The 13,665-nt window shown below is 46.7% G+C and carries 11 protein-coding genes and 2 pseudogenes; all 13 read right to left on the reverse strand.

Translation table 11 applies throughout. The annotated features are described in order from the left end of the window. Nucleotides 1–63: 63 nt before the first annotated feature. Nucleotides 64–1,566, reverse strand: coding sequence for an AAA family ATPase (locus tag C0Q44_RS20270; RefSeq protein ID WP_105409047.1), 1,503 nt, complete (start codon nt 1,564–1,566; stop codon nt 64–66). Next, nucleotides 1,559–2,085: pseudogene (locus C0Q44_RS20275) on the reverse strand (hypothetical protein). The gene C0Q44_RS20270 and the pseudogene C0Q44_RS20275 overlap by 8 nt, the downstream one beginning before the upstream one ends. A 303-nt stretch (nt 2,086–2,388) precedes the next feature. Further along, complete coding sequence (locus C0Q44_RS20280) at nt 2,389–2,670, reverse strand: hypothetical protein (protein ID WP_146113487.1); 282 nt, start codon at nt 2,668–2,670, stop codon at nt 2,389–2,391. 26 nt (nt 2,671–2,696) lie between these two features. Next, nucleotides 2,697–2,918: a hypothetical protein gene (locus C0Q44_RS20285; RefSeq protein ID WP_105409049.1), complete on the reverse strand. Its 222-nt coding sequence runs from the start codon at nt 2,916–2,918 to the stop codon at nt 2,697–2,699. A 38-nt stretch (nt 2,919–2,956) separates the two neighbouring features. Further along, complete coding sequence (locus C0Q44_RS20290) at nt 2,957–4,261, reverse strand: amidohydrolase (RefSeq protein WP_105409050.1); 1,305 nt, start codon at nt 4,259–4,261, stop codon at nt 2,957–2,959. Further along, nucleotides 4,248–4,901, reverse strand: coding sequence for a redox-sensing transcriptional repressor Rex (locus C0Q44_RS20295; RefSeq protein ID WP_105409051.1), 654 nt, complete (start codon nt 4,899–4,901; stop codon nt 4,248–4,250). Before C0Q44_RS20295 ends, C0Q44_RS20290 begins: the two co-directional genes overlap by 14 nt. A 216-nt stretch (nt 4,902–5,117) precedes the next feature. Continuing rightward, nucleotides 5,118–7,972 (reverse strand): annotated as a pseudogene (gene dinG, locus C0Q44_RS20300) (ATP-dependent DNA helicase DinG). 142 nt (nt 7,973–8,114) lie between these two features. Then, nucleotides 8,115–8,738 (reverse strand): tetratricopeptide repeat protein, encoded by a 624-nt coding sequence (locus tag C0Q44_RS20305; RefSeq protein WP_308737446.1) that lies wholly within the window; start codon nt 8,736–8,738, stop codon nt 8,115–8,117. A 117-nt stretch (nt 8,739–8,855) separates the two neighbouring features. Continuing rightward, nucleotides 8,856–9,239 (reverse strand): aspartate 1-decarboxylase, encoded by a 384-nt coding sequence (panD, locus tag C0Q44_RS20310; protein WP_024630626.1) that lies wholly within the window; start codon nt 9,237–9,239, stop codon nt 8,856–8,858. Next, entirely contained in the window at nt 9,232–10,128 is an 897-nt protein-coding gene (panC, locus tag C0Q44_RS20315) for a pantoate--beta-alanine ligase (RefSeq protein ID WP_105409053.1), read from the reverse strand. The genes panD and panC overlap by 8 nt, the downstream gene beginning before the upstream one ends. Continuing rightward, nucleotides 10,125–11,000, reverse strand: coding sequence for a 3-methyl-2-oxobutanoate hydroxymethyltransferase (panB, locus tag C0Q44_RS20320; RefSeq protein WP_105409054.1), 876 nt, complete (start codon nt 10,998–11,000; stop codon nt 10,125–10,127). Before panB ends, panC begins: the two co-directional genes overlap by 4 nt. Before the next feature lie 344 nt (nt 11,001–11,344). Continuing rightward, nucleotides 11,345–12,322, reverse strand: a complete 978-nt coding sequence (locus C0Q44_RS20325) for a biotin--[acetyl-CoA-carboxylase] ligase (protein WP_105409055.1) — start codon at nt 12,320–12,322, stop codon at nt 11,345–11,347. Further along, a complete protein-coding gene (locus C0Q44_RS20330; RefSeq protein WP_258166459.1) occupies nt 12,309–13,613 on the reverse strand; it encodes a CCA tRNA nucleotidyltransferase in 1,305 nt (434 codons plus the stop codon). The genes C0Q44_RS20325 and C0Q44_RS20330 overlap by 14 nt, the downstream gene beginning before the upstream one ends. Between the last annotated feature and the right edge of the window lie 52 nt (nt 13,614–13,665).

The following is a 13,665-nucleotide window of genomic DNA, read 5'->3' on the forward strand; positions in this document are numbered from 1 at the left end:
CCCAACATATAATAATATCTTAGCACGAGTGAAATGTAAAAAAAAATAACCAGCATACATAAATTATGCTGGTAATAGGGCACTGTCACGAAATTGACAACGAAATTGGTCGCCAGACAATACTTCTTCTCGAATCAAGATGTCGAGTGAATTGTCGAAAATTGTCCGTTGTTCTTCAAGCAATCGTTTGGTCTGTTCCATCAGTTCTTGCAGAATCACTTTATTCTCTCGCATCAATTCCTCGGTAGTGACCATATCCATGTTCACAATGCCCAATGAAGTTAAACCGGAAGCCATCATGGTCTGTACCACATTGGTCGCTTGATCAAAGTCATTACGCGAACCTGTGGAACGTCCGCCATAGTACATCTCCTCCGCAGCCGCTCCTGCGAGGGCAATCATGATCTGCTCTTCCAGAAACCGTTTCGTATAGAGGAACTGTTCCTGTTGCGGATTATGACGTACATATCCCAGTGCCTGTCCACGCGGGCTGAGAGCCACCTGACTTACACTGCCTGGACGAACCAGTTCGGCCATAATGGCATGTCCCAATTCATGAATTGCGACCCTTTTCTTCTCTTCCACACTGGACTCACGGTCTGTCTTCTCACCCATCATGACTTTATCAATCGCGAGAGACAAGTGTCGTTGTTCAATATTTAACAACCCATCACGCATGGCGTAGATTGCCGCTTCGTTCATTACACTTTCCAGTTGCGCACCTGAGAAACCATAAGATTCTTCCGCTGTTTTCTCTAGGTTAACTTCCTCCATCAGAGGTTTGTTTACCGCATGCAATTCCAGTATATGCTTTCTGCCCTTCTTGTCAGGCAAGTCTACTTGAATGTGACGGTCAAACCGACCCGGACGTGTCAAAGCACTATCCAGCATTTCCTTGCGGTTCGTTGCTGCAATAACCAAAATTCGCGGTGTGTCCGATGTATATATTCCATCCATCTCCGTCAAAAGCTGGTTTAATGTCTGATCATACTCCCGCTGCTGCCCACCTTCACGTTTCCCACCGATGACATCAATCTCATCGATAAATATAATCGCATTTTCCTTATTTTCATTGGCGGCACGCGTTCTTGCATCCTTGAACAGATCCCGAATTCTGCTGGCACCCACACCAACATACATTTCCACGAACTCGCTACCCGATGCGGCTACAAAGATAGAATCGGTGTAATGTGCAGCAGCCTTGGCCATTAACGTTTTACCTGTCCCCGGAGGACCGGTTAGCAAGATCCCTTTGAGTGGGCGAATACCGAATTTTTGAATTTCCTCATGTTTGATAAGAAAGTCAAGTGCTTCACGCAACTCCTGCTTGGCACTGTCCTGACCTCCAATTTCTTCAAACGTAAGTTTGGAAGGTCCTTTTTTCTTCCGTTTACGTTCCTGTGCAGCGCCCACCGTAATTCCACCGCGCATTTGCATCATGAACAGCAGACCTCCGACAACTGCAGCAGCAATAAGAATCGGAACAATATTAACACCAGTAAAAGCAAGGAAGATAATGAACACGGGAACAAATCCAATGGCAACTTCTTTCGTCCATTTAGGCATTAGGCCACACTCCTATCTGACCGGGTACACGCGGCAGAATAATAAACTTGCTGGCATCTCCGTCTCTGAGACTGACATAAACATTGTTATCATCCATAGCTGTATTTACTTTAATCCCATTCGTCGCCATTTTCGACAACGTAGGTGTAATCTCAGTATACTGTTTGCTCTCCATTGCCTGAGCCACGGTAAACATAGCATCCCCCACCAACTCTCAAGCTCCTCGTTGGAATGATCCACAACGTCCAGCTTTAGGGAGCGAGCACCAATCAGGGTCTGTCCTTCTTTGTGAATATATTGTACCAACCTGCCCAGATCAACATCCGGTTGCAGATCCAGTTTCAATTGCACATCATTGCGGTTAATAGTTAATTGAACGTCATTGACTCCATCGTACTGGGTAACCATCTTTTCAATCGGATTCTGCACGGCCACCTGACGATACACAAACCAACCTCCAAACAATACAACGGCTGAAATGACGGCAGTTAAAGCAATAGGCAATACTTTTAGCTTCAAGTGAATTACCCCTCCCAGAGTTTGGCCCATTCAATGGCTTATAGGCAAAATATGAATATGTGAACATGGACTCCTGCGACAATTTCGTACAGGATTATTTGTTTTTGATGTAACTTTGAGTACATATCTGAGTATATCACATCGTATATACAATTTCGAAGGCGAAAATATGAATAAATTAATAATTTTAACTATTTAAATCAAAACGGTTTGCAGACAATACAAAGAACCGGTTCAGTCGGATATCCGTCTGCCGGTTCTTCCAGCGTATATATGCAGTTAAAGAAAATCATTCCATTTGTTCTAGCTGTTCGGGACAGTGTAGACCAGGTCTACCTGTTCTCCATTGCTAAATCGATAGAAGCGATAGTAGTTATGCGTATCATCGTTATAATACACTTGCCATACGTATATACCGTTAACCACACCCGGCATGATTCTCTTGATCTCCCCGGCGGGAACTTCGGAACTGAATCGATTGCGTATCTGTGTTTCGGACATGCCGTTCTGCATCAGTTCACTGTGTATTACATTTGCACCCGTAGCAGGTTGATTGTTTACGTCGAATTTAACCCAGACCATCACATCCTGATTATCCTTGTTTTTGCCGATCAGGGTCCAGTAGATGTTGTCAGAGCCTTCCTTCCCCCCCAGACGTACTTTCGCAGCTCATCAGGGGATGTAATGCCCAACTGTTCTTGTGCTGCCTGTATCGCAAACGCTTCTTCCTTACGCTGGTCCTGAGTGACATAAACATAATAACGTTGAAGTCCAAACAGGATCAGAACCAGAGCAAGCAGCGAGATCCATATCCACTTCTTTTTTTTCTTCAAAAGCCGAACTTCCTTTCCCTATGATGCTCTGTCCGCGATTAACAAGCCAGCAAACCATCAAATGCCAATTGAGACTCACGCAAAATACGCTCTTCATCCAGCGTCAGACATTCGCCGTGTTTAACCACTTGTTTCCCATCTACCCATACATGTTCTACATCTTTGGCAGAAGCCGAGTAGATCGTATGAGAGATCAGGTCTGTATGTGGATAGAAGTGTGCCTGCTCAATGTCCAGGGCGATAAAGTCAGCCTTCATACCTGCCTGAAGCGCTCCAGTATTATTCAAAAATATGGATTTGGCACCATATGACGTTCCTAGCAATAATGCTTCGCCAGCAGGTACTGCGGTCGGATCACCGGATACGCCTTTATGGATTAATGCAGCCAGTCTCATTTCTTCGAACATATCCAGATTGTTGTTGCTTGCTGGTCCATCTGTTCCCAGAGACACGGTGACTCCTGCTTTGAGTAGATCAGGTACACGCGCAACACCGGAAGCGAGTTTCAGGTTACTTCCTGGATTATGGGATACAGCCACATCATGACGGGCCAGAATCTCAATCTCTTCGTCATTTAGATGCACCGCATGCGCAACCAGAGATGGACGGGAGAAAAAGCCCAATTTCTCCAAGTGTGCGACAGGACGCAGTCCGTAGTCTGTTACGTTCTGCTCCACTTCACGAAGTGTTTCCGACATATGTGTATGCAGCGGGAGGTTTAAGTCGTTAGCTACCTGTACAAGCTTCTCTATGTAGTCAGGAGGGCATGTATACGGTGCGTGTGGAGAGATGACGGTTGTAATGCGTCCATCCGCCTGTCCATTCCACTCCCTAGCGAAAGCAGCCGACTCCTCCAGCTTACGCAGTTGTTCTTCTTCCGAGCACAGACCAATTACACCGCGCGCGAGTGCTGCTCGAACGCCCGATTGTTCCACAACTTTGGCAACCTGATCCATGTGATCATACATGTCCAGGAAAGCCGTAGTTCCGCCTTTCAACATTTCAAGAACGGAGAGCGAAGTCCCCCAATATACATCTTCCGAAGTCATTTTGGCTTCCATTGGCCACATTTTCTCCTGCAACCACACTTGCAGCGCAAGATCATCTCCATGACCTCTAAGCAGTGACATCGCTGCATGACCATGCGTATTGATCAGACCCGGCAGGAAGAATAGCCCTTTTCCATCTACTTTGGTACAATGTTCGTCTTCATCCGGCAATGTCTCACCAATATGCACAATCTTGTCATTCTCAACAACCATATATCCATGGACCACATTCCATGTTGCGCCTTCGTTCACGGCAAATTTACCGTTGTGAATCACCCATCTATTTGTTGTCATCTTCCTCGTCGTCCTTTCCGTTCTCCAAGTAATAGGCCAAGCTCAGCAGATCCGTTGTAAAGTCCGCATGATGAATACGGATATGCGGTGGTGTCTTCAGAATCGTTGGTGCAAAATTAAGGATCGCTTCAATTCCCGATTCAATAAGCTGATTGGCTACATTCTGAGCTTCGGTATCCGGAACCGTAATAATTCCAATGCGGATGTTATCGGTTTTAACCACTTCCGTTAATTCGTTCATCGGTTTTACGGTCAAACTGTTGATTTGAGTGCCAATCTTCGGTCCGAATGCATCAAATATGGCAACAATCTTCATGTTATCTTTCAGATATGCATTGTAGTTGGACAACGCTTGTCCTAGATTACCGGCTCCTACCAGAGCCACATTAATTTGCTGATCAATCTTGAGGATGTGGCGAATTTTCTCAATCAAATAGGATACATCATATCCAATTCCTTTACGACCAAAATCACCGAAGTAAGCCAGGTCTTTTCGAATTTGTGCCGGATTCAGATCCAGCCTTTGTCCAAGCTCTTGAGAAGAAACTGTAGTCACCTCACGTTGATGCAACTCGCTCAAATAACGCAAGTATACAGGCAGACGCCGGACTACCGCTTCTGAAATTTTATCCGATTTCATTCTTGCTCCCCCTTACCAAAGCCACGATATAAGAATAGATATTAAGATAAGCATCCTGTATATATTCAAGAACAGATGTGACTTTATATACAGAATGCTCTTTTTAATTAGGTTATAAGTTCTTAGGTGCAACTGCATTGAATTGAAAGACTCATAAAGTTTAACGCCATAATGTAGCATCATGCAATGATATAACAACTAAATTGACAGTTACTACTAATCTTTAGCGGGTTTTTCCAACCATTCGGTAATCCGTGGAACCATCTGTTCTGTGAGCATATGCTCCATTTTGGGACCGGGTAATGAATATAAAAAGAATTTTCCGTAATACGCTTCAATGACTCGTGTATCATAAACAATCACAATACCTCTGTCCTTCGAGGTACGTACTAATCGGCCAAATCCCTGCTTGAAACGAATGACCGCTTGAGGCACGGACAGTTTCATGAACGGATTTTTCTTCTGCTCCTGAAGCAACTCACTCTTGGCTTCTACCAAAGGATGATTCGGCGGCTGGAAAGGCAATCGCACAATAGCGAGACAAGTCAGCGCTTCACCTGGGATATCTACGCCCTCCCAGAAGCTGCTTGTGCCCAAAAGTACTGTTGCTTTGGCCTCTTGGAACCTGCGAGTGAGCTTGGAACGGCTTCCACTGTCCACACCTTGCCCAAGCAACGAGATGTCATTACCAGACAGAGCCTCCTTCAGCGGATCATAGACCTGACGCAGCATCTTGTATGAAGTAAACAAAACCATCATACGTCCACGCGTTGCGATCGCGGTTTCCGCAAGGGATTCCACGAGCATATTGACAAAGTGTGCATCACCCACACTGCCCTTCACACTTGGAAAATCACGCGGAATAACAAGCAGTGCCTGGTCACGATAATTAAAAGGTGATGGCAACATGGATGTTAATAGCCGATTATTATCGGATGCTTCCTGCAAACCAAGCTGCTCGATCATAAACTGGAATGACTTATCTACAGAGAGCGTGGCCGAGGTAAGCACAACGCTTTTCTTTTTATCAAAAAACAAATCTTTAAGCTGTGCACTAACATCTACAGGTACAGCATACAGCTGCAATGACTTGCTGCGGAACTGGCCGCTAGCTTCCATCCAGTACACCGTTTTGGCATCATCCATTCGCATGAAGAAGCGTAAATTCTCCTTCAATGTTGTCAGATCTTTCAGCAGTCCTGTAATGTCCGTAATCAGGCTATCCGATTGATAGTCATCCTGATCCTCTTTCACCTCAAGCAGTAATTTATCCCCTTTACGAATCAAATCGCCCAACGTCACATAGATCTGGTTCTCGACGTCTTGCAGCTCCTGCCATTTGGCCGGTTTCTGGGATGCTTTCAGTCGTAAGGTGAATTGCCCTGTCTCTCCCGGTGAAGCATCGCTTCGTTCAGGTAGCAGACCGAACAGAGCATCACTCAATCGATCCCACAACTCCTTGACCTCAACTGCGAGCGGGAACATCTGATCCACCATGAAGCCCCATTGCACCGACTTTTCATGTCCGGATAACTGCGAACGCAGCATGGGGAGCTGACCATTGCGACTGTCTTTAAACAGACGGGTCAGTGTATGAACCAAGGTGAAATATTTCATATGCAAGCCAAGATGTTTACCAGCCACATCCTCCAGATGATGCGCCTCATCAATGACAAGACTCTCATATGCCGGCAGCAACTGATGCGCCGCTTTTACATCCGTGAATAATTTGGAGTGATTCGTAATAATAATATCGGACAAACCAGCCTCATGTTTGGCGCGATGATAGAAACATTTGCGGAACCATGGACAAGATCTTCCCAGACAGGACTCTGATTCGCTCTGTACCGTCTCCCAGAAGTCTCCACCGCGTCCGCTAAGGTTAAGTTCCTCATCGTCTCCGGTTTCAGTCTGCGTAAGCCAGACAATCATCTGAGCCGCCGTGAAATAATCCTCTTTCGGGGTGGAGAATTCGCGTTTATTGATTTTGTGTTCGAATTTGCGCAGGCACAGGTAATGTCCTCGTCCTTTGAACACAGCAGCCTTAAACGGAAATGGAATCACTTTGGTCAGCATCGGAATATCCCGCTCTCTCAATTGCTCCTGCAAGTTGATCGTATGCGTGCTGACCATGACTTTCTGTTCTTGCTTCACACTTTCGTAAATAGCCGGCAACAGGTAACCCAGAGATTTACCCGTGCCTGTTCCAGCCTCGATCAAGAGGTGCTTCTCTTCATCCAGAGCCTGCCTCACACTGCCGAACATCTGAGTCTGCGCTTCGCGCTCTTCATAATGATCCAGCGTATCCTTCAAGATCTCCCGAACCTGGTCCATAAACTGATCGAAGCCGACACCATGAAGAGGATTACCCTCCCGTTCGTCACGCGGTGCACCAATATCAGTCCAATCACTCACATTAAGAGCAAGCTGTCGATAATAGGTATGTCCGTCCAGATCCTGAATCGGCTCTGCTTCCTTCTCACTACGCATCCCGTCCAGGAACCAACCCAAGTCACTGTCTTCTGGTGCGAACAGGTCACTGAGCCGCTGAATCGTGATGAGCGGTAATTCCTTCAACTCATCCAGACACTTGAGCAGCACGTAAGCTGTCGCCAGTGCATCACTGTCTGCCTGATGAGGGCGATCATGCTGAAATCCAAATTCAGAAGATACATAACCGAGTTGATAAGATCCAAGTGATGGGAACGTAATTTTCAGAAAATCAATCGTGTCCAGAATGCGACCGGTGAACGGTAAATAACCGCAACGGTCAAGTGCATTCTGCAAAAAGTGAAAATCAAAAGCAACGTTGTGTCCAACAAGAACCACATCGTTAAGCAGCGGAACCATCTCCATCATCATCTCTTCGAGTGAAGGAGCGTCCGCCACATCTGCATCGGTAATACCCGTTAACCCGAAATAAACGGGGGAATCGGTACACCCGGGTTCACATAAGAACTATATATTTGAGTTATGCTGTAGTCATGATCTATGATGGCAAGTCCGGCCTGTATAATCTCACCGTCGGACTGCGTGCCGGTTGTTTCGAAATCCAATACGGCAAATTTCATTGCAATGTACGATCCCTTCCATTCCAGTCTATGTTACAGCATAGCAAAAAAAAGGGGATTTGAAAATTAACTGACAAAAAAGCGGTGTCCCCGCCGCTATGCCAAAGGAGGGAACACCGTTTTCTTGTCGCTGAATTCCCGCTTAATGGAGGGCCGTCAGCTGATTTGCATATTGCAATTTTCCCCTGTTCAACCTGCAAGCTTCCATGTTGTACAGTGGCTCGGTCATTGTTGGGTCATGCTGAAGTGCCTGTGCAAAAAGTGAACATGCTGCTTCCGGATTTGCATGCTTGGCCTGAATACAGCCCAGGGCGTTACATACGAGCCCTTTTAGACGCGGTGACCCGTTAAGAAACATGATCTGTTGCAAATGTGCTCCTGCCTCTGCAGTTTGTTCCAGATTCAGATGAGCGAGCGCCAAGTAAAAACGGGTTAATGCACTCTCCGGATGATCGGTCACAACCCGGGAGAACTGCATAATTGCTTGTGGATACATCTGTAATTTGAAATATCCCTGACCCCGACTGAAACATTCCAGATGGAGTTCCGGCAGCGCGGTGACAGCTTCTTGTTCCGGCTCAAGGGAAGCAGGCTTATCCAGTTCCCGCTCCCGTACCTGACTCATCTTTTCTTCAAACATCAGCCATTCATCCAGCATTCCGTCACTCATTCGCTTGAGCAGGTTCCATTTTTGCAGCAATTCCTGTTTGTTCAGACCTTCAGCGGAAGGATAGCTCTTGATAATTTCATCTAACATGTCGTTCATTTCTGCGAAAACATGCTGGAACATCGATGCATCCCCACCCTTGAAAAAATGGATTAGTGCAGTAACCTGTACTCATTTTTTGCTTGAAGGGCCGATTTCATTCTCCTTACCAGTCGATTACATAATCGTGGCGTGGACTTCGTGTTTCATCGTTTGCACAGGTTTATTCTGTCCATCTACAAATACGACCGTTGGTTTGTGATTATTTGCCTCTTCTTGAGACATCATGGCGTAAGAAATAATAATGACGGTATCTCCCGGCTGTACGAGACGTGCAGCCGCACCGTTAAGGCATATGACGCCGCTCCCGCGTGGGCCTGGAATCACATAAGTTTCCAAACGCGCACCATTGTTATTGTTTACAATCTGAACTTTCTCGTTCTCCATCAGATCGGATGTTTCCATCAGATCTTCATCTATGGTAATGCTACCCACATAGTTCAGGTTGGCTTCCGTAACCGTAGCCCGGTGAATTTTGGATTTCATGAGTGTTCTAAACATGGGACAGCACCTCCGATTTTTGTAGCCTTATATTGTCAATCAATCTGGTTTTCCCGAATTTTACGGCAAGTGCAATGAGCAGATCGTCACGTCCTTGAACTTCTTCCTGATCTGCGAGCGGCTCCAGACTTGGAAAAGCCTGAATCTCAGCATAATCAATGACGGCCAGCGGCGAGCTTCCAATGTGCTTACGTAGCATAAGACGAATGTCTGCCGCCGTGGTCACGCTACCTGAATCTGCTGCTTCTTGCGCCGCACGTAGCGCTCTGGACAGAACCAGCGCCTCACTACGCTGCTCAGCACTAAGGTAGACATTTCGCGAACTCAGAGCCAGACCATCCTCTTCACGGACGATCGGACACGCTACAATCTCTACAGGTATATTCAGATCATTAACCATCTGTTGAATGACGGCTACCTGTTGGGCATCTTTCATCCCAAAAAATGCACGCTGTGGCTGTACGATGTTAAACAACTTGGAGACCACCGTCGTTACCCCGTCAAAATGTCCTGGACGGGAAGCACCACATAAGCGTTCTGTAAGTTGTGAGACAGATACCGTCGTTTGTGTTGCCTGTGGATACATCTCTTCAACAGAGGGAATAAATACGATATCTACACCTTGTGAGCGTGCTGTTTCCACATCCCTGTCTTCATCGCGCGGATAACTGTCAAAATCTTCATTGGGACCAAATTGAATCGGATTAACGAATATGCTCAATACCACAATATCACTTTGTTGTTTGGCAGCTTGCATCAAGCTTGCATGACCTGGATGAAGATAGCCCATTGTCGGCACCAGACCTACTATGGACTCTCTGGATCGAATCGCTTGACGCTTCACAATTAGTTCCTGTCTTAACTCTGCGATCGTCCGAAGTACTATCATGAGTTACTCTCCACCTTTTTTTTGCGTTGTCCATACAATTGATCCAGAACGCCATCCGCTGCATTGAACACATGCTCTTCCGCCGGGAATGACCGATCTTTAACTTCTTTCGCATAAGCTTCAATACTGGTTCTGATCAATGCACCAACATCACCAAACGTTTTGACAAAACGTTTGGGCATATAAGGGGAAGCATACTGAACTACATCATGGAATACCAGAACCTGACCATCACAGCCTCGTCCAGCACCAATACCGATGGTTGGGATAGACAATTCCTCCGAGATCGCCCGAGCAACTTCTTCCGTGACCAGTTCGAGCACGATACCGAACGCACCTGCCGCTTCAAGCGCTTTGGCTTCGTCCATTAAACGTTTCGCGTCCGCTGCATCCTTGCCCTGAATCCGGTACCCACCAATCTGATTGACCGATTGGGGTGTCAATCCAATATGTCCAAGAACAGGTACGCCTGCTTGCACAATTGCCTTGACAGTATCCGCAATTTCAACTCCGCCCTCCATTTTGACAGCATGAGCATGACCTTCCTGCATCAGGCGACGCACACCTTTCAGCGTCTCATCTACGCTGCCATGGTACGTCATAAACGGCATATCAGCCACTATAAACGTGTTCTCGGCTCCGCGCACCACCGAACGTGTGTGGTACACCATGTCGTCTATTGTCACCGGAAGGGTGGAGTTATAACCGAGTACCACATTACCAAGTGAATCACCCACCAGAATCAGATCGATTCCCGCTTCCTCTGCGAGGAGAGCTGTTGGATAATCGTAGGCCGTTATCATGCTTAGCGGCACGCCATCCTGCTTATATTTTTTCATTTTCACAATATTCAACGCTTGTTTGTTAGCCATTTTCTCTCATGGCTCCTTTCTCCTTTTCAATTAGACGCAACAAAAAAACCTTTTAGTTTTCCACTAAAAAGTCCCGAAAAGTCAAAAAAGAGTCACTTGCGATCGTCCCTTCTGTCTCGGTCCTCTTCGGCTCAGAGCAGAATCCAACAACTCACTTGAACATATTTCATTTTTGAACTGCTGACTGATACTATGAAACACATCAAAGCAGAACAAAGGTACCTCTTGTCGGAGTGCAATTCGGCAACCATTAGCCGATATCACCTCACGAACACAGTATACCAAAGTTCTGCTCAAACTTCACGTCTTATGTTCATTTTACCCGTGGAAATTCGACAAATTGTTTACGATTTCCATGAAATCTCACCAGAGATAACTAGCACATATTCTCCACTATGCTTCTCCACCACAAGCGCTCCGGAAGGATCCAGACCGATTGCCAAGCCTTCAATGGTACCTTGATGATTAGTCACTGTGATCTCTCGATTTATCGATACGGACAGAGCCTCCCAGAGTGCTGAGATGACACCGAATCCTTCATTTTGATACAAATAATACAACTGCTCCAGCTCCGTCAAAATGGCTGCGGCAAGTTTGGTCCGATCAACGGTCTGTCCCGTCTCCATTTTAAGCGAAGTGGCAATGGTGCTTAACTCTTCCGGATAATCACCCGGATCAAAGTTCACGTCCACGCCTATACCTGCAATACAGTATCTGACTTGATGGTCTTCCACCGTTGATTCGAGCAGTATGCCACACACCTTGCGCCCATCAATCAATAGATCATTCGGCCATTTGATACCCGCGTCGGCTCCAGTACAGGCTCGAACGGCACGACATACAGCTACTCCTGTTAATAAGGTTAACTGAGGCGTATTTTGCAGCGGTAAATCAGGGCGCAAGAGTACGCTCATCCAGATCCCTTTACCCGCAGGAGAGAACCATTTCCGACCAAAACGTCCTCTTCCTACGGTTTGCTCTTCCGCAATGACCACGGCACCCTCTCCCTGACCTTGCTCAGCGAGCTTCAGGACATCTCCTTGCGTAGACGAGGTGGATGCCAACAGAACAGCCTTACGGCCAAAGACGGTTGTATTCAACGCCAATTGGAGAGCTGTGGCGTCAATACTGTCCGGTTTCGTCACCAGTCGATACCCTTTGCGGGATACAGCTTCGAACTCATAACCCATCTCGCGTAACTTATTCACATGTTTCCATACGGCCGTCCGACTGATGGACAGATTACGGCTGATCTCTTCACCCGATACAAATTGGCCGTCAGCATTCAATAACATATGTAACAGTTCTTCATGCTTGGTCATCTGCAACCACCCGCTTCACTTCTGCGCTCAGCGCCTCATGTTGATTCGCAATATTTCCAATAGCCGTTTCTTTTAGCAAATGTTTCATCAGTTGTCCTAGCCACGGTCCGCCTTTGCGCTGCACCATCTGCAACACTTGTTCACCTGTGATATCCAGCTCTTTCAAGTCATGTACCGGGATGGATTGGCTCCATTCGGCTGCATGCTCCTGAACCAAAACCAATTGCGACTCTGCCTGATCGAGCTGATCACGCCAACCCGCTGGCAGCAGCGACTGTAGGCGAAGCCAATCGTCCGCAGCCTGAACTCCGCAAGTCAGTACGGTAACAATCCAGTCTGTTCGCAGGCTGGTTATATCCTTCTGTTCCAGTTCCTGAATGGAGGCCTGAACCAGCTGCTCCACCTGAAGAACCCCTGTTATACGTGAGCGATGTTCATTGGAGAATGTCCACTGACGCAACAAAACATCGGCCTCATCCTTACTATAACCACCTGCAATTAGAAGGAGTGACCAGCGAAGCAACACATGCTCACCAGACAATTGCTCCAGATTGGATAAGAGAGTCTTGTTAAATCGGGCTGAGCTGACCGGAGCTTTGATATGTGCAAGTGCTTTACTTCGATCTAACAACCCCAATCCTCTTAGGGGATGTGGGCCAGACATCATTTTCACCATCTCGGTACGCACACGTTCCATCGCTATATGCTGAAGCAAGTCTCCCTGCCTTACAAGACCCTTCCACGTATTATGGACGATCTTGAAATTAAACACCGAAGCAAACCGAACACAACGGAGCATCCGCAGTGCATCTTCACCAAATCGCTCCATCGCAGAACCAACACATCTGACTCGTTCTTCCTTAATATCGGTCTGTCCCCCAAATGGGTCAACCATTGTCCCCGTAACGTCCATGGCAAGAGCATTCATCGTGAAGTCACGCCGCTCCAGATCTTCCTTGATATCCTGGACAAATTGAACCGTAGCAGGTCTTCGATTATCCTGATATTCCGATTCTGTTCGAAACGTCGTAACTTCAAAGTAATAACCCCCTGAACGAACTGTAACCGTTCCATGTTGCAGGCCAGTAGGTATGCAGTCATCGAACAATTCCATGACTTGCTGTGGAGAAGCAGATGTCGTGATATCCATATCATCTACAACACGTCCCAGCAATTCGTCGCGCACACAACCGCCGACCCAGTAGGCTTGATAACCTCGTTCATTTAATTTCGTGAGTACGTTCTCACTTTGTTTTGCCATCTCACGTTCTACCTGTGTCCATTGAACCACCACATATCACCTCTTCTCATACCTGTTGTGGTCTGCCCTGTTGTGGTCTGCA

The organism is Paenibacillus sp. PCH8 (assembly GCF_002968835.1).
GTDB lineage: Bacteria > Bacillota > Bacilli > Paenibacillales > Paenibacillaceae > Paenibacillus.